This is a genomic window from Angustibacter speluncae (assembly GCF_054777815.1).
This window is the reverse complement of record NZ_BAAHAF010000163.1, coordinates 1-15863: the sequence shown is the minus strand read 5'-3', so window position 1 is coordinate 15863 and position 15863 is coordinate 1. Positions and strand designations below refer to the sequence as shown.

The following is a 15863-nucleotide window of genomic DNA, read 5'->3' as shown; positions in this document are numbered from 1 at the left end:
GGCGGCGACGACCAGAGGAGGAACGCGATGAACGTCCGCAGGCAGTGGATGACCGTGGGTGCGGTGGCGGCCCTGGGGGTGAGCGGTGCCGTGGGCAGCGCGGCCCTCGCGCTCGACGGCACCGACGACCGCGACGCCGGCGCCGCGGTGGTGCTGGCCAGCGGGTCGGACGACACCACGTCGGCCACCGACACCAGCCCCGAGAGCGCGGACTCGCCGACCGAGTCGGCCACCGAGTCGGCGGACTCGCCGAACGACAGCCCCGGCGACCCGGGCTGGGTGGACCCCTCGCCCGAGAGCGCGGACTCGCCGAACGAGTCGGCCACCGACTCGGCCGAGTCGGCCTCGGACAGCGCCGGCGACCCGGGCTGGGTCGACCCCTCGCCCGAGAGCGCGGACTCGCCGAACGCCTCGGCCGCGGACTCTCCGGCCCCTGCCCCGGCCCCCGCGCCGGCGCCCGCCCCCGCGCCTGCCCCGGCCCAGGTCGACTCCGCGCCGAGCGCGGCGTCGGCGCCGAGCGCCCCCTCGGCCGCCAGCGGCAGCTCGGCCGACTCCGGCGACTGACCGGACCCCGAGCGGTGGTGCCGGCGGGACCCCCGACCCGTCGGCACCACCACCACCCACCCACCCGTCCCGACCGAAGGGAGCACACGATGAGACCCCCGCCCTCCTGGGTCGTGGTGACCGCGACGGCGACCTTCGGCCTCGGGCTGACGATGTCGGCCGTGACCCTCGCGAGCAGCCTGCTCGACCGGCCGGCCGACGGGGCCGACCTCGGCCCGGTGCTGCTCGACCCGGCGCTGGTCGGGTCGGCGGGCGCCCCGGTCGTCGACGACGGCACCGTGCCGGCGGTCCCCGTCCCGGCCCCCGCACCCGCGCCCGCCCCGGCTCCCGCTCCGGCGCCCGCTCCGGCCCCGGCTCCCGCTCCGGCTCCCGCCCCCGTCCCGGCCCCCGCCCCGGTGGTCGTCGGCGACGACGACGGCGACGACAGCCCGGACGAGCCGGACGACGACGACGCCGAGCCCGACGACGACTGACCGGGTCGCCGGTCGGGTTCGACAGCGCAGGTTAGGGAAGGCTAACTTGGGTCGCGTGACCGTCACCGAGACCGCCGAGACCACCACCGTCCCCGAGGCGCAGCCGTGGCGGCTGTTCGGGGTGCAGGTGCGCGCCGTGCGGCGGCTGAGCCCGTCCTACGTCCGGATCACCTTCACCGGCCCGGACCTCGACCGGTTCGCCGACCCGGGCCTGGACCAGCGGATCAAGCTGGTGCTGCCGGCCGAGGGTCGCGACGGCTTCGACGGCGTCCCGATGGACCGCGGCTGGGCCGGGCTCTACGAGCTCCCCGACGAGGTCCGCCCGCGCATCCGCACCTACACCACCCGCGCCCTGCGGCCGCAGGCCCGCGAGCTCGACGTCGACCTGGTGCTGCACGGCGACGGCGGCCCGGCGTCCCGGTTCGCGGGGTCGGCCGCCCCCGGCGACGTCGTGGCCTTCCTCGGCCCGAACGCCGACTTCGGCGGCGACCCGGGCGGCCTGGAGTTCCGCTGCCCGGAGAGCACGCCGGTGCTGCTCGTCGGCGACGAGACCGCGCTGCCGGCGATCGCCCGCATCCTCGAGGAGCTGCCCGCCGGTGCCACCGGGGAGGCCGTCGTCGAGGTGCCCACCGGCGGCGACCGGCTCGACCTGCGCCGGCCGGAGGGCGTCCGGGTCACCTGGCTGCCCCGCGACGAGGCCGGCCTCGACCCGCACGAGCCGGCCGGCAGCCTGCTGCAGGCGGCCGTCGTCGACGCGCTCGCCCGCACCTGGCCGTCGCTGATCGGCGCCGCCCACACCGGTGAGGACGTGCCCGAGAACGACGAGGAGCTCCCCTGGGACGTGCCGCAGGCCGTCGTCGGTGAGGACCTCTACGCCTGGATGGCCGGCGAGTCCGGCGCGATCACCCGGCTGCGGCGCTACCTGGTCCGCGACCTCGGCATCGACCGCACCAAGATCGCGTTCATGGGCTACTGGAAGCACGGCCGCGTCCTCGACTGACGCCCGACCGGTCGCCCTCAGGTCGCTCCGCGCAGGTGCGCCGCCATCCGGTCCATCAGCGCCTCGGCCCGGGTGAGGTCGCCGTCCAGCACGTAGTGGTCGGCCCCGGGCACGACGACGTGCTGGACGTCGACGCCCGCCTCGACCAAGCGGGCGGCGTACGCGTCGCCCTCGTGCCGCAGCGTGTCGCGCCCGGCCGTGACGACCATCGTCGGCGGCAGGCCGGACAGGTCCGTCGCACGCAGCGGTGACGCGTACGGTTCGCCGCGGCGCCCGGCGTCGCGGAAGTACGTCGACCGGACCAGGCGCAGCAGCCGGACGTCGACCATGCCGCCCGGCGAGCGCGCCGCCTTGGTCCGCGGGTCCTCGGCCACGTCCAGGCTGGGGACGACGAGCAGCTGCGCGTGCGGCACCACCGAGCCCAGGTCGCGCGCCTGCAGGCAGGCCGCCGCGGCCAGGTTGCCGCCGGCGCTGAACCCGCCGACCGTGGTGCGGGCCGCGTCCACGCGCAGCTGGCGGTGGTGGCGCGCGACCCAGGTGAGCACGTCGTGCGCCTGCTCCTGCGCGACGGGGTAGCGGGCCTGCGGTGCGACGTCGTAGTCGACCGCGACCACGGCGAGTCCGGCGCGGGCGGCGACGAAGCGGGCGAAGAAGTCGTCCATCCGCGGGTACCGCATCACGAACGCCCCGCCGTGCAGGTGCACGTAGGTGCCCACCGGCTCCGCGTCCGGCCGGTACACCTCGCACCGCACGTCCCCCCGCCGGGTCGGGACGACGAGCGGCACGGGTTCAGGGAGGTCGGCGCCCGCGAGCAGCAGCCGGTCGCCGTAGCGGGCGGTGCGCGGCGCGCTGCGCTGCACCGCGCGGGCGGTCAGGTCGGCGAGCAGGCCCATGGCAGGGGTTCGGCGCCCGACCACCCGCGGTTCGCTCAGGCGGGCAGCACCCAGGTGCGGCGCTCGCGGGCGTCCCAGCGCCGGACGGCGACGACCGTCCCGTCCAGGTCGTCGAGGGTGCCGAGCGCGGTGACCGCCGTCCCCACCTGGTCGGGCGCGAGCCCGCGCGCGAGCGTGACGTGCGGCGTCCAGGTGCCCGGCGACAGGTGGGGGGCCGAGGACCCGCACCCGGCGAGCGCGTCGTCGACGCGCGCGTGCGCGTCCAGCAGGCCGGACGACGGGACGACCGCCAGCGCGAGCACGCACCGCCGCCGCGCGAACACCAGCAGCCCGCCGAGCCGGACGGGCAGCGGCAAGGGGCCGACCGCCTGGCCGAGGGCGCCGTCGAGGTCGCCCGGGACCTCCTGGCGCACCGCGAGGGTCACGTGCGGCGCGTTCGAGTCGCCGCTGTGCCGGGCCTGGCTCGGCAGTCCGGCGGCGGCGAGGGCGTCCCAAAGCGCGCGGACGCGGTCGTCGGTCGCGGGGTCGAGCAGTGCCTCGACCGACTGGACGGGACCGTTCATCCCGCCTTCGCCGCGGCCTTGGCCGCCTTCTTGTACTCGCGCACCTTCAGCCGGGACGCGTCGTCGGTGACGTCGGCGATCGAGCGGAAGCCCTCGGTGCCGTAGTCGCCCGCGGCCTGCTCCCACCCAGGGGGACGGACGCCGTAGCGCTTGCCGAGCAGCGCGGTGAAGATCTTCGCCTTCTGCGCCCCGAAGCCGGGCAGGCTCGCCATCCGGCGGACGACCTCCTCGCCGGTCGCGGCGTCGTCCCACACCCGCTCGGCGCGGCCGTCGAACCGGTCGACCAGCGCCTGGCACAGGGCCTGGGTGCGCTCGGCCATCGAGCCCGGGAACCGGTGCAGCGCAGGGGGAGTGCGGAAGACCTCGAGCAGGGCCTCCGGGTCGTACGACGCGATCTGCGCGGCGTCGAGCCGCTCGACGCCCAGCCGCTCGGCGAGCACGTGCGGGCTGGTGAACGCCTTCTCCATCGGGATCTGCTGGTCGAGCAGCATGCCGAGCAGCAGGGCCAGCGGGTCGCGCTCGAGCAGCGCGTTCGCGTCGGGGGTGGAGGCGAGGTGCAGGGCCATGCCGACAGTCTGCCGCAGCGGGCTGTCGGGGGCCCTGGGCAGGATGGGGCCGTGAGCACCATCGTCTTCGTCCACGCCCACCCCGACGACGAGGCCAGCCAGACCTCCGGGTCGATGGCCCGCGCGAGCGCCGAGGGGCACCGTGTCGTCGTCGTGTTCGCCACCAACGGCGACCACGGCGAGGCCCCCGGGGACCTCGCGCCCGGCGAGACCGTGGTCGAGCGGCGGCGGGCCGAGGCGGCGGCGTCGGCCGCGGCCACCGGCACCGCGCGCGTCGCCTGGCTCGGGTACGCCGACTCGGGGATGACGGGGTGGGAGCAGAACGGCCACCCGGACTCGTTCCACTCCGCCGACGTCGACGAGGCCGCGCGCCGCCTCGCCGACCTGCTCGACGACGAGGACGCCGACGTCGTCGTCGGGTACGACTGGCACGGCGGCTACGGCCACCCCGACCACGTGAAGGTGCACCAGGTGCTGCACCGCGCGGCCGGGCTGGCCCGGCGGCGTCCCCGGCTGCTGGAGTCGACGATGAACCGCGACGCCATGCGCCGCGCGTACGAGCAGGCGAAGGCGGCCGGCCAGGCGGCCGACGACTGGGACCCCGACGCGCCCGCCGACGACGGCAACCCGCTCGGCACCCCGGAGGCCGAGCTGCACTGGCAGGTCGACGTGGCGGCGCAGCTGCCGCAGCGTCGGGCCGCGCTCGAGGCCCACCGCAGCCAGACCAGCGACGTCGGCATGATGCTCGCCATGCCGGAGGAGGTGTTCGCGCAGTTCTTCGGCACCGAGTACTACGTCGAGCCCGGACGCCCCGCCGGCATGGTGACCGGCTGGTGGCTCGAGGACGGGGCCGGCCGGTGACCACCACGGCCACGGTCGTCACCGACCTCGCGCGGGCGATCGACGGCCGCGACTGGGACGCCCTCGAGGCGCTGCTCGCCACCGACTTCACCTGCCGCTACGTGCACACCGGCGAGGTGCTCGACCGCGCCGGGTACGTCGCGCTGAACCGCGACTACCCCGGTGCGTGGCGGTTCGAGCCCGTCGACGAGGTGGTGTCGGGCGAGCGCGCGTGCGCGCTCGCGCGGGTCAGCGACGGCGACGAGATCCACCACGTCGCGATGTTCCTCACCCTCCGCGACGGGCTGGTGGGCGAGCTGGTCGAGGTGTGGGCCGAGCTCGTCGAGCCGCCGGCCGACCGCCGCCCCGCTCCGTCCGACGGGTAGCCCGACGGCAGAGGGCTACGGTGGGCGGGTGCCGAGCCACTCTGCGACCGACAACCCGCGCGTCGCGGTCTACATCGACTTCGACAACGTCGTGATCTCCCGGTACGACCAGGTGCACGCGACCGGCTCGCGCGACGCGTGGCGGTCCGACAACGCCTGGCGGCACGGCGGTCCCGGCGACGAGGACCACCCGGTGACCGCCAAGATCGACCAGGCGCGGGTCGACGTCGGCGCCCTGCTCGACTACGCGGCCTCGTTCGGACGGGTCGCCATGGCCCGGGCCTACGCCGACTGGTCGGTGCCCGCCAACGCCACGTACCGGCACCAGCTGGTCGACCGGGCCGTCGACCTCACCCAGCTCTTCCCGGTCAGCGGGACGAAGAACGGCGCCGACATCCGGCTCGCCGTCGACGCCGTCGCCGACCTGATGCAGTACGACGACCTCACCCACGTGGTGCTCGTCGCCGGCGACTCCGACTACGTCGCGCTGGCGCAGCGGTGCAAGCGCCTCGGCCGGTACGTCGTCGGCATCGGCGTCAGCGGCTCCACCGGCCGCGCCCTGGTGGCTGCGTGCGACGAGTTCACCTCCTACGACGCGGTTCCCGGCATCAGCGAACCGCCGGCGCTGATCCCGACGTTCTCGTTCGGCGCCGAGCACGACACGGTGGCGCCGGTGGCGCGCCGGACCTCGAAGCGCACGTCGAAGCGCGCGGCGGCCGTCGAGCCCGAGGTGGTCGCGCCGGAGCCGGCGGCGGAGCCCGACGACGTGCCGGAGCCCGCGGTCGAGCCCGCCACGTCGGGGCGGGCGACGAAGAAGGCCGCGGCGAAGAAGACGACCGCCAAGAAGGCGACCGCGAAGAAGGCGGCGGCGAAGAAGGCCGCAGCGCCCGAGCCCGACGAGCCGCCGGAGCAGCAGGCCGCCACGAGCCTGCTGGTGCGCGCCCTGCAGATCGTGCAGGACCGCGCCGACAACGCCGACGACTGGCTGAACGGCGGCGGCGTGAAGAGCCAGATGCAGCGCATGGACGCCGGGTTCAAGGAGAAGGCCCTGGGGTTCAAGACCTTCACGGCGTTCGTCGAGTCCCGCGCCGAGGTCGTGGAGTCGAGCGTCGAGTCCGGCGGCCAGCTCCGGCTGCGGCTGCGCTGACCCCTACCGGGAGAGGTGCGCGAGCACCCGCTCCACGTGCGCGCCCGCGTCCCCCACGTTGTCGACGAGCAGCCGCTCGTCGGTGAACGGCTCGAACCCGGCGTTGCGCACGGCCTCCCACGTCGGCGGCTCGTGGCCGGGCCAGTCGCCGGTGCGGCCCTCGACCCGGCGGCGGTGCTCGTCCTCGTCGGTGCAGACGACCTCGACCCAGCGCAGCCGCGCGCCGGTGCCGGCAGCCAGGCGGCGCCACCCCTCGCGGGCGAGGTCGACGGCGTTGACCGCGTCGACCACCACGTCGCGCCCGGAGACCAGCTGGTCGTGCGCGACCTGCGCGGCGGCGACGTAGCCGACGGGACTGCCACCCACCGGCGCGAGCCACGTCTGCACGGCCGACTCGATCGTGTCCACGCGCAGGAAGGTCGCTCCGAGCCGGTCGGCCACCGCGCGCGAGACGGTGGTCTTGCCGGAGCCGGGAAGGCCGGCGAACACCACCAGGAGCGCCGTCACGCGCGTCCGGTCCAGTCGAGGACGTCGTCGACGTCCCACGTGGTGAGGATGCGGTCCCACGGCACGCCCAGCCGCTCGGCCCGCTCCGCGCCGTAGGCCTTCATCTCGAGCTGACCGGGGGCGTGCGCGTCCGAGTCGATGGTGAACGTGCAGCCGAGCTCGAGGGCCAGCTGGACCAGCTCGTCGGGCGGGTCGCACCGCTCGGGGCGGGAGTTGATCTCGACCGCGGTGCCGTGCTCGGCGCAGGCCTCGAACACGGCGCGGGCGTCGAACTGGCTCTGCGGTCGCGTGCCCCGGCCACCGGTGACCAGCCGGCCGGTGCAGTGGCCGAGCACGTCGACCCGGGGGTTCTTCACCGCGTTCACCATCCGCCGGGTCATCGCCGTGCGCTCCATCTTCAGCTTCGAGTGCACGCTGGCCGTCACGACGTCGAGCCGGTCGAGCATCTCGTCGGTCTGGTCGAGCGAGCCGTCGTCGAGGATGTCGACCTCGATGCCCTTCAGCAGCCGGAACCGCCCGTCGACGCGCTCGTTCAGGCGGTCGACCAGCGCGAGCTGCTTCTTCAGCCGCGCCGCGGTGAGGCCGTTGGCGACCTTGAGGCGCGGCGAGTGGTCGGTGAGGGCGGTCCAGGTCTGGCCGACCTCCATCGCGGTCACGAGCATCTCCTCGACGGGCGAGCCGCCGTCGCTCCAGTCGGAGTGCATGTGCAGGTCGCCCCGGATCGCGGCGAACAGCTCCTCACCCCCCTCGACCAGCGGCCCCGCGGCGTCCTGCAGCTCGGCGAGGCGGGAGGGCACCTTGCCGGCGACGGCCTGCTCGACCGCCGTCGCGGTGGAGCGGCCGATGCCCGGCAGCTCGGTGAGGGCCTTGCGCTGCGCCCGGCTCGCCACCTCGTCGGGCGACAGCTTGGCCAGGGTGGCGCACGCCTTGCGGTACGCCTCGACCTTGTACGAGCTCTCCCGGGCGCGCTCGAGCAGGAAGCCGATGCGCCGCAGCGCGGCGAGCGGCGAGACGGGCGCCTCCAGCGGCTCCAGCGCGTGCACCCGCCCACCCTGCCACGGCCGCGTGCGCACACCGAGGGGAGTCGGCGCTGCGATAGGGCCCGATCCGGCTCCCGCGGCCACGGACTCCCCTCCGCGTGCACATGTCAACATCCGTTGACAGGCGGCCGATGTCAACCTACGTTGACGTCGTGGAGGTGGACGAGATGGTGACGTTGGTGCGGCAGGCGTCCGACGACGACCCGTGGGCGGGCCTGCGGGCTGCGGCCAGGCTGCGGTCGGAGGCGGACCGGCTCGAGGGGGTGCAGGTGCGGCGGGCCAGGGTGCGAGGGCTGTCGTGGGCCGAGATCGCCGGCCAGCTCGGCGTCAGCCGGCAGGCCGTGCACCGCAAGTACAGGGACGGGAGCCGGCGGTGAACCCTCGCGGGGCCACCGTCGCCGACCTGCGCCGGTTCGCCGAGCGGCTGCCCGAGGTCGAGACCGGCACGTCCTGGGACGCCGAGGCCTACCTCGTCCGCGGCAAGGCGTTCGTCGTGTTCCGCACCCCGCGGCCGGACGCGCTGGGCGACGACGGCGAGCGGCTCACCGACGTGATCGTGCTCTCCACGCCGGACGTCGAGGCCAAGCGGGCGCTGGTCGACGACCCCGGCACGCCGTTCTTCACCACCCCGCACTTCGACGGCTACAAGGGCGTGCTGGTGCGCGGCGCCCACCTGCACCAGCTCAGCCCGGACGAGCTGGAGGAGGTCGTGGTCGAGGCCTGGCTCGCCCGCGCACCGAAGCGGCTGGCGAAGGAGTGGCTCGCCGACGAGGGGTGAGGCGCGGGCGCCTACCCTCGTCCTGTGCCCGATCCGTCCCTCGAACCGCAGCCGGTGCCCGTCCCCCTCGTCGACGGGCGGATCGCCCCGGACGACCTGGCGCACGCCCTGGCGGTGCTCGCCCGCGTCGAGGACCTGCCGGCCGAGCACCCCGACGCGGTCACGATCCGGCGCGGCACCGCGAGCATCTACAAGGCGTACAAGCGCAACCGGCGCGACGAGCGGCGGATGGCGCGGCAGGAGGCCGACGCGGCCGTGGTCGCCGCCACCGCCACCGGGTCGCCCCAGCGCATCGACGACGAGACCGCCGGCATCGCGCTGGTGAGCAACGCGCGGGGCGCGACGGCGGGCGAGTACCTGCAGCCGCGGCCCTGCTACATCTGCAAGCAGCCCTACACGGTCGTCGACGCGTTCTACCACCAGCTCTGTCCCGACTGCGCCGCGACGAGCCACGAGAAGCGCCACGCCCGAGTCGATCTCACTGGACGCCGCGCGCTGCTCACCGGCGGTCGCGCCAAGATCGGCATGTACATCGCGCTCAAGCTGCTGCGCGACGGCGCCCACACCACGATCACCACGCGGTTCCCGAACGACGCCGCCCGCCGGTTCGCCCAGCTCGAGGACGCCCACGAGTGGATCGACCGGCTGCACATCGTCGGCATCGACCTGCGCGACCCGGCGCAGGTGGTCGCGCTCGCCGACAGCGTGGCCGAGGCCGGGCCGCTCGACGTCCTGATCAACAACGCGGCGCAGACCGTGCGCCGCTCGCCCGGTGCGTACGCGCCGCTGATCGCGGCCGAGTCCGAACCGCTGCCCGACGGCCCGCTGCCCGAGATCCTGACCTTCGACCGGATCAGCGAGGCCCACCCCGCCGCACTCGCCGGCTCGCTGTCGCACCACCCGGTGCCGCACCTGCCGGCGGGGTTGTCCGGCAACGAGATCAGCCGGATGTCGCTCATGGCCGGGCACGCCTCGCTCGAGCGGCACCAGTCGGGGACGGCGATCGACGCCGGCGGCCTGCTGCCCGACATCGCCACCGCCAACTCCTGGACCCAGGTCGTGCACGAGGTCGACCCGATGGAGCTGCTCGAGGTGCAGCTGTGCAACCAGACGGCGCCCTTCATCCTGATCAGCCGGCTGCGCGCGTCGATGGCGGCGAGCCCGCACCGGCGCACCTACGTTGTCAACGTGTCGGCGATGGAGGGCGTGTTCGGCCGCGGCTACAAGGGCCCCGGTCACCCGCACACGAACATGGCCAAGGCCGCGCTGAACATGCTGACCCGCACCAGCGCCGGCGAGATGCTGGCCAGCGACGGCATCCTGATGACCGCCGTCGACACCGGCTGGATCACCGACGAGCGCCCGCACGTCACCAAGCTCCGGCTCGCCGAGGAGGGCTTCCACGCCCCGCTCGACCTGGTCGACGGCGCTGCCCGCGTCTACGACCCGATCGTCCAGGGCGAGGCCGGCGTCGACCTGCACGGCGTCTATCTCAAGGACTTCCAGCCGTACCGCTGGTGACCGGCCGACTTCGCGAGGCGAGCACCCACTTCGCGAGGCCCGCCCACCACGTTCAGGTGGCGACCACCAACTGAACGTGGTGAACGAACAGGGGCCTCAGAGGGCGACGGTGCCCTCGACGCAGGTGACGGTGGCGCCGCCGATCCACAGGTCGTCGCCGTCGGCGTCGACGTGGACGCGCCCGGCCCGCCCGATCGCCGTCCCCTGCGCGGCGACGTAGGGGGCGGCCAGCCGCCCGGACGAGGTGAGCCACTGCGCCACACCGGCGTTCAGGCTGCCGGTGACGGGGTCCTCGGTGGTGGCGTCGCCGACGGGGAAGAACGCGCGCACCTCGACCGCGCACTCCGAGCCCTCGGGGTGCAGCCCGACCACCCCGATGTCGAGGCCGTCGAGCGGGCCGGGCTCGACGGCGAGCACGGCGTCGGCGTCGCGCAGCAGCACCGCGACCCACCCCGGTCCGTTGTCGGCCCAGGCGGCGTCGAGCACGTCGCCGCGGTCGAGCCGCAGCACCCGCAGCACCCGCTCGAGGTCGGCGTCGTCGACCGGGCCGGACCGGCGCAGCGGCGGCGCCCGGAAGGCGAGCCGGTCGTCCGAGCGGCGGACGGGCACGAGCCCGGCGTCGCACTCCTGGACGACGACCTCGTCGTCGCACGGGTTCGCCCCGAGCCAGGCGTGGCAGGTGCCGAGCGTGGGGTGCCCGGCGAACGGCAGCTCGGTCGAGGGCGTGAAGATTCGGACGCGGTAGTGCGCGCCCGGCCGCGTCGGGGGCAGCACGAACGTGGTCTCGGACAGGTTCGTCCAGGTGGCGAAGCCCTGCATCTGCTCGGTCGTGAGCCCCTCGGCGTCGAGGACCACCGCCACCGGGTTCCCCCGGTACGCCTCGCCGCCGAACACGTCCACCTGCCGGAATGCGCGTCCCATGCCGGCGATCATGCCGGACGCGCCTAGAGGGACGAGAGCTGCTTCTGCAGCTCGATCGCGCACAGCACGACGAACAGCAGCCCGGCGGCGACGAGCAGCGTGTTGCTGAGCCACCGGTTGCGCCACTCCCGCGGCACCCGCGACGAGTTCAGCAACCAGATCAGCGTGAGCGCGAGGAACGGCATGAAGAACGCGCCCAGCGCACCGTAGGCGATCACCAGCGCGAACGGCCGGTCGATCAGCAGCAGCAGCATCGGCGGGAACGTCAGCCACAGCGCGTAGCCCCGGAACGCCCACGACTTCTCGGCGGCCAGCGCCTCCCGGGTGGCGTCACCGGACTCGGACCGGCCGCGCAGGTTCGACACGAAGTCGGCGAACATCAGCGAGACGCCCTGCCACACACCGAGCACCGACGTGAACGCGGTGGCGAGGAAGCCGACCAGGAAGACGGTCGAGACGAACCCGCCGAACCGCTCCTCGAGCACCGCGTCGAGGTCGAGCAGGCCGCGGTCGCCCTCGGCGAGCGCGATCTGCGCGGAGTAGAGCACCTCGGCGCCGACGACCAGCATGGCGATCACGAAGACGCCGGTGGTGACGTAGGCGACCTGGTTGTCGAGGCGCATCACCTTCATCCAGGACGAGTCGCTCCAGCCCTTGGCGTTCACCCAGTACCCGTAGGCCGCCATCGTGATCGTGCCGCCCACGCCGCCGATCAGGCCGAGGGTGTAGACGACGGACCCGTCCGGGACGGACGGCACCAGCCCCGCGAGCATGGCCGGGACGTCGGGCACGAGCATCACGGCGAGGCCGACGACGGTGACGAACATGATGCCGACCAGCGCCGTCATGACCTTCTCGAAGACCGCGTACCTGCCGAACCACACGAACGCCAGGCCGGCGAGGCCGGCCAGCACCGCGAACACGTTGAGCGGGACGGACGGGAAGAGCGCGTTGAGCGGCAGCGCCGTCGCCGTCATCGCGGTGGCGCCGAAGACGAAACCCCAGACCACGACGTAGATCGCGAAGTAGACGGTGGTCCAGCGACCGAGCGAGCGCCAGCCCTCGAAGATCGTCTTCCCGGTCGCGAGGTGCCACCGCCCGGTGGCCTCGGCCAGCGCGATCTTCACGACGCAGCCGATGACCGCCGCCCACAGCAGCGTGTACCCGTACTTCGAGCCCGCGACCAGCGTGGCGACGAGGTCGCCGGCGCCGACACCCGTTGCGGCGACGACCATTCCGGGCCCCACGTACTTGAGCGACGCCTTGCGCATCGCGCTCGAGCGCCCCTCCGTGCCGTCGTGCACCTGCTCGTCCGTGCCGGCCATCGCCGCCTCCTCGCGCTGGGTCCAGGCCGGACACGCTAGCCGGATTCGCCCGTTCTGCGGCGTTCCAGCCGTGCGCGAGCCGGACGTCGCGCACCTAGCCCGGCCGCGCACCTAGCCCGGCCGCGCACCTAGCCCGGGAGCACGAGCCCGTCGTCCTGCATCGTCAGGTCGCCGCAGGTCACCTGCGAGAGCAGGTCGGCCTGCGCCTGCTCGGCGGGCAGCGCGTACGCCCCGGTGTCGGTGGCCCCGTTGCGCGCCTGCAGCCCGTCGAGCTCGACGACCGTGCGCGACCACTCGACGGCGGTGTCGGACCGTCCGGTCGCGTTCAGCCCCACGAGGTGCCGCGACCCACCGACGTCGGTGCAGCCGAGGCCCGTCCCGTTGCCGCGGAACCCGAGGTCGAACTGGTAGTCGGTCCCCTCCCGGTTCAGCACCGGCTGCACGGCGCAGCCGTCGAAGGCGTAGAGGTCGACGGTGCGCCCGTCGGAGACGAACAGCTCGGACCGGCCGTCGCCGTCCGCGTCCGCCACGAGCAGCGAGCGCGCCGACGGCCCGGTCAGCGTCACGTCCGCGGCGGACGACCCGCCGGCCGCCGTCCGGATGCCGACCGACACCGCGCCCCCCGCGGCCGGGGCGAGCCAGGCGGTGTCGGGGCGCCCGTCGCCGTCGACGTCGCCGACCTCGCGGGTGACCGCGCCGTCCGGCGGCACCGGGCCCGCGGTGGTGCATTCGGTCGCGGCGGCCGACGTGGGTGGCCGGCTCGTCGCCGGTGGCGGCGAGGACGACGGGGAGGGGGCCGACGACGCGCTCGGCGCGGCAGCCGGTGGCGGCTCGTCCGAGGTGGACGAGCACCCGGCGAGCAGGACGACGGCGAGGGCGGCGGCGGGCAGCAGGCGGAGGGTGCGCATGGTCCCTCGACCGTAGGCACGCGCCCCGGACGGCGCCCCTGACAGACGTCACGCCCGTTCCCGGTGCACCGGATCGAACAGGTGTACGATCGCGGGCATGGCGGAGACGCTGACCTGGCAGGGCTCCCTGCTCGACCTGGCCGACGAGGGCGGCTCCGGTGTCGAGCCGCTGGCGGGCCGGGTCACCCGCACGCACCTGTCCCGCGGCGCCTGGGTCGACACCGTCCCGGGCTGGCTGCACGGCGCCGACGACCTGTTCGAGCGCCTCGTCGAGGCGGTGCCCTGGTACGCCGAGCGGCGCGAGATGTACGACAAGGTCGTCGAGGTCCCCCGGCTGCTCTGCTTCTACGGCGAGCGCGACCCGCTGCCCGACCCCGTCCTCGCCGACGTCAAGCAGGCGCTCGACCGGCACTACCGCGACGAGCTGGGCGAGCCGTTCGCCACCGCGGGCCTGTGCTTCTACCGCGACGGGCGCGACTCGGTGGCCTGGCACGGCGACCGGATCGGGCGCTCGCGGCTCGAGGACACGATGGTCGCCATCGTCTCCGTCGGGGCGCCGCGGGCGCTGCTGCTGCGCCCGGACGGCGGCGGCGGCCCCACCGTGCGGCACCGGCTCGGTCACGGCGACCTGCTGGTGATGGGCGGTTCGTGCCAGCGCACCTGGGAGCACTGCGTCCCGAAGACCGCGCAGCCGGTGGGGCCGCGCATCAGCATCCAGTTCCGGCCCCGCGGCGTACGGTGAGGTGTGCGCCGCCGCCGGCACGACCTCGGTCCGGCAGCGGCGCTCGCCGTCCTCGTCCTCGGTGCGGCCATCGGCTGCGGCTCACCGGCGCAGGCGCCGCCCGACCCGCGCGCCTGCCCGCCCGACCCCGCCTGGACGACCCTGCTCGACGACGACCCCGCCTCGCTCGAGGCCTGGGAGCAGGCCGGTCCCGGCGGGTTCGAGCGGCTCGACGACGGGTCGGTCCGGACCACCGGCGGCCTCGGGCTGCTGTGGCACCGGACCCCGCTGGAAGCGCCCTACCTGGCCGAGGTGGAGTGGTCGGTGGCCGGCGACGACAACTCCGGGGTGTTCGTCGGCTTCCCCGACCCCGGCGGCGACCCGTGGGTCGCCGTCGAGCAGGGCTGGGAGGTGCAGGTCGACGCCAGCGACGCACCCGACCGCACCACGGGCGGCCTCTACGGCGTCGCCGGCCCCGACGTCGCGGCCCGCGACGCCGCGCTCCGTCCGCCCGGGGAGTGGAACACCTTCGAGATCGAGGTGCGCGACGACCGGATCGCCGTGCGGCTCAACGGGTCCCAGGTGCTCGACCACCCGCTCGACGACGGACGTCCGCCGGCCGACCCCGGTCACCTCGGCCTGCAGAACCACGGCGACGGCGACGACGTGCGCTTCCGGTCCGTGCGGGTCCGCCCGCTGGTGTCGACCGACGTGCCGGGCTGCTCGTCGTCCTGACCCCTGGTCCCGGGCGCCGCGTGGTGCTGAGATGGGGGCAGCGCCTCGGCGCCGTCGAGGCGGGTCGGAGGACTCCGGACGGAGGAACGGATGAGCGCGAGCGAGGTCGAGACCGACGGGAAGCAGGACGGCGTCCAGGTGGTGCGCACCGTGGACGCCCCCGTGGCGCAGGTGTGGCAGACCCTGATCAGCAGCAGCGGCGCGGAGGCGCTGCTCGGCCCGGGCGCCGCGTTCGGCGGCAAGGGCGAACCGTGGCACAGCGACGAGGGACCCAGCGGCGTCCTGCGCAGCTACCACCCGCAGGAGCAGCTGCGGCTGTCGTGGCACGAGCACCCCGACGCCCCCGCGTCGATCGTCGAGCTGGACCTCGCCGACGACGGCGGTGCCACCCGCATCGACCTGCGGCACGACCGCCTCGACGGCGACCGCTCCGCCTACGAGCAGCGCTGGAACGGCGCCCTCGACCGGCTCGACCAGGCCGTCCGCGGCTGACCTCCCTTCCTCCTCCCCGAATCGCCGCGTTCCCGGGGATCCGACACGTGCCGGCGCCCGGGAACACGGCGATCCGGGACCGCGAGCGGCCCGCTCAGCCGCGGTGCCGCGCACCGGGCGCCAGGTGCGCGAGCACCCGGCCCCACAGCGGCAGCAGCACCAGGTGCCCGGCGCCGGGCACCACCTCGAGCCGCGCGGACGCCAGCGAGCGCTGCCACCAGCGGCCGTGGGCCGTCCCGATCACGGGGTCGGCGTCGCCCTGCACGACGAGCGCCTTCGCGTGCACGTCGGCCGGGTCGAAGCCCCAGGGCCGCAGGCTGTAGCCGGCGATGTCCTGCGCGACGCCGACCGCGCCCTGCGCCGACGCCGCCGCCAGCATCGCGAGGAGCCGCTCGCGCGCGGCGGGCAGCGCGAGCGCGGCCTCGTCGGACGGGCCGGCGCCGAGCAGCGCCATCGGGTCGCCGCCGTCCGCCTCGCCGTCGT

The 15863-nt window shown here is 75.0% G+C and carries 21 protein-coding genes; 12 read left to right on the top strand and 9 right to left on the bottom strand.

Annotated elements, in window-relative coordinates:
* Positions 1-27 precede the first annotated feature (27 nt).
* The 3 genes from ACYVKY_RS18160 (at position 28) to ACYVKY_RS18150 (ending at position 2037) form a co-directional block, all read left to right on the top strand.
* A complete protein-coding gene (locus tag ACYVKY_RS18160; protein WP_460436391.1) occupies positions 28-564 on the top strand; it encodes a hypothetical protein in 537 nt (178 codons plus the stop codon).
* Between the two features lie 89 nt (positions 565-653).
* On the top strand, positions 654-1037 hold the full coding sequence (locus ACYVKY_RS18155; protein WP_460436390.1) for a hypothetical protein: 384 nt from the start codon (positions 654-656) through the stop codon (positions 1035-1037).
* 55 nt (positions 1038-1092) lie between these two features.
* Positions 1093-2037 (top strand): siderophore-interacting protein, encoded by a 945-nt coding sequence (locus tag ACYVKY_RS18150; protein ID WP_460436389.1) that lies wholly within the window; start codon positions 1093-1095, stop codon positions 2035-2037.
* A gap of 17 nt (positions 2038-2054) precedes the next feature.
* On the opposite strand, the gene ACYVKY_RS18145 is transcribed toward ACYVKY_RS18150, so the two are convergent.
* From ACYVKY_RS18145 to ACYVKY_RS18135, 3 genes are read right to left on the bottom strand one after another with little or no spacing between them, the layout of a single operon-like run.
* A complete protein-coding gene (locus ACYVKY_RS18145) occupies positions 2055-2954 on the bottom strand; it encodes an alpha/beta hydrolase (RefSeq protein WP_460436388.1) in 900 nt (299 codons plus the stop codon).
* Positions 2955-2965: 11 nt separating this feature from the next.
* Positions 2966-3493 (bottom strand): 2'-5' RNA ligase family protein, encoded by a 528-nt coding sequence (locus ACYVKY_RS18140; protein ID WP_460436387.1) that lies wholly within the window; start codon positions 3491-3493, stop codon positions 2966-2968.
* Positions 3490-4059: an HhH-GDP family DNA glycosylase gene (locus ACYVKY_RS18135; protein WP_460436386.1), complete on the bottom strand. Its 570-nt coding sequence runs from the start codon at positions 4057-4059 to the stop codon at positions 3490-3492. The genes ACYVKY_RS18140 and ACYVKY_RS18135 overlap by 4 nt, the downstream gene beginning before the upstream one ends.
* Before the next feature lie 51 nt (positions 4060-4110).
* On the opposite strand from ACYVKY_RS18135, the gene ACYVKY_RS18130 reads away from it, so the two are divergent.
* The 3 genes from ACYVKY_RS18130 to ACYVKY_RS18120 are packed head-to-tail and all read left to right on the top strand — an operon-like array spanning position 4111 to position 6432.
* Positions 4111-4920 (top strand): PIG-L family deacetylase, encoded by an 810-nt coding sequence (locus ACYVKY_RS18130; RefSeq protein ID WP_460436385.1) that lies wholly within the window; start codon positions 4111-4113, stop codon positions 4918-4920.
* Positions 4917-5285: a nuclear transport factor 2 family protein gene (locus ACYVKY_RS18125; protein ID WP_460436384.1), complete on the top strand. Its 369-nt coding sequence runs from the start codon at positions 4917-4919 to the stop codon at positions 5283-5285. Before ACYVKY_RS18130 ends, ACYVKY_RS18125 begins: the two co-directional genes overlap by 4 nt.
* A gap of 28 nt (positions 5286-5313) precedes the next feature.
* Positions 5314-6432, top strand: a complete 1119-nt coding sequence (locus ACYVKY_RS18120; RefSeq protein WP_460436383.1) for an NYN domain-containing protein — start codon at positions 5314-5316, stop codon at positions 6430-6432.
* 3 nt (positions 6433-6435) lie between these two features.
* Here the strand turns inward: ACYVKY_RS18120 and ACYVKY_RS18115 are convergent, their stop codons facing one another.
* On the bottom strand, positions 6436-6939 hold the full coding sequence (locus ACYVKY_RS18115; RefSeq protein WP_460436382.1) for a P-loop nucleotide/nucleoside kinase family protein: 504 nt from the start codon (positions 6937-6939) through the stop codon (positions 6436-6438).
* Positions 6936-7982, bottom strand: a complete 1047-nt coding sequence (locus ACYVKY_RS18110) for a PHP domain-containing protein (RefSeq protein WP_460436381.1) — start codon at positions 7980-7982, stop codon at positions 6936-6938. Before ACYVKY_RS18110 ends, ACYVKY_RS18115 begins: the two co-directional genes overlap by 4 nt.
* Before the next feature lie 149 nt (positions 7983-8131).
* Between ACYVKY_RS18110 and ACYVKY_RS18105 the strand changes: the two genes are divergently transcribed.
* From ACYVKY_RS18105 to ACYVKY_RS18095, 3 genes are read left to right on the top strand one after another with little or no spacing between them, the layout of a single operon-like run.
* A complete protein-coding gene (locus ACYVKY_RS18105; RefSeq protein ID WP_460436380.1) occupies positions 8132-8356 on the top strand; it encodes a hypothetical protein in 225 nt (74 codons plus the stop codon).
* Positions 8353-8757 (top strand): MmcQ/YjbR family DNA-binding protein, encoded by a 405-nt coding sequence (locus ACYVKY_RS18100; RefSeq protein ID WP_460436379.1) that lies wholly within the window; start codon positions 8353-8355, stop codon positions 8755-8757. The genes ACYVKY_RS18105 and ACYVKY_RS18100 overlap by 4 nt, the downstream gene beginning before the upstream one ends.
* 24 nt (positions 8758-8781) lie before the next feature.
* Positions 8782-10278 carry an SDR family NAD(P)-dependent oxidoreductase gene (locus ACYVKY_RS18095; protein ID WP_460436378.1) on the top strand — a complete coding sequence of 499 codons (1497 nt, stop codon included), beginning with the start codon at positions 8782-8784 and terminating at the stop codon, positions 10276-10278.
* A gap of 96 nt (positions 10279-10374) precedes the next feature.
* Here the strand turns inward: ACYVKY_RS18095 and ACYVKY_RS18090 are convergent, their stop codons facing one another.
* From ACYVKY_RS18090 to ACYVKY_RS18080, 3 genes are all read right to left on the bottom strand, one after another.
* Positions 10375-11199 carry a PhzF family phenazine biosynthesis protein gene (locus tag ACYVKY_RS18090; RefSeq protein ID WP_460436377.1) on the bottom strand — a complete coding sequence of 275 codons (825 nt, stop codon included), beginning with the start codon at positions 11197-11199 and terminating at the stop codon, positions 10375-10377.
* A 23-nt stretch (positions 11200-11222) separates the two neighbouring features.
* Entirely contained in the window at positions 11223-12524 is a 1302-nt protein-coding gene (locus ACYVKY_RS18085) for an NRAMP family divalent metal transporter (RefSeq protein WP_460436376.1), read from the bottom strand.
* A 128-nt stretch (positions 12525-12652) separates the two neighbouring features.
* Positions 12653-13432: an FG-GAP repeat domain-containing protein gene (locus ACYVKY_RS18080; protein ID WP_460436375.1), complete on the bottom strand. Its 780-nt coding sequence runs from the start codon at positions 13430-13432 to the stop codon at positions 12653-12655.
* 97 nt (positions 13433-13529) lie between these two features.
* Here ACYVKY_RS18080 and ACYVKY_RS18075 point away from each other — a divergent pair, with 97 nt between their 5' ends.
* The 3 genes from ACYVKY_RS18075 (at position 13530) to ACYVKY_RS18065 (ending at position 15380) form a co-directional block, all read left to right on the top strand.
* Positions 13530-14174, top strand: a complete 645-nt coding sequence (locus tag ACYVKY_RS18075) for an alpha-ketoglutarate-dependent dioxygenase AlkB family protein (protein WP_460436374.1) — start codon at positions 13530-13532, stop codon at positions 14172-14174.
* Between the two features lie 3 nt (positions 14175-14177).
* The gene (locus ACYVKY_RS18070; RefSeq protein ID WP_460436373.1) at positions 14178-14888 is read left to right on the top strand and encodes a 3-keto-disaccharide hydrolase; all 711 of its coding nucleotides are present in this window, start codon (positions 14178-14180) and stop codon (positions 14886-14888) included.
* Between the two features lie 90 nt (positions 14889-14978).
* Positions 14979-15380 carry an SRPBCC family protein gene (locus ACYVKY_RS18065; protein ID WP_460436372.1) on the top strand — a complete coding sequence of 134 codons (402 nt, stop codon included), beginning with the start codon at positions 14979-14981 and terminating at the stop codon, positions 15378-15380.
* A 94-nt stretch (positions 15381-15474) separates the two neighbouring features.
* Here ACYVKY_RS18065 and ACYVKY_RS18060 read toward each other — a convergent pair.
* The coding region (locus tag ACYVKY_RS18060; protein ID WP_460436371.1) for an alpha/beta fold hydrolase at positions 15475-15863 on the bottom strand (389 nt) is incomplete at its 5' end.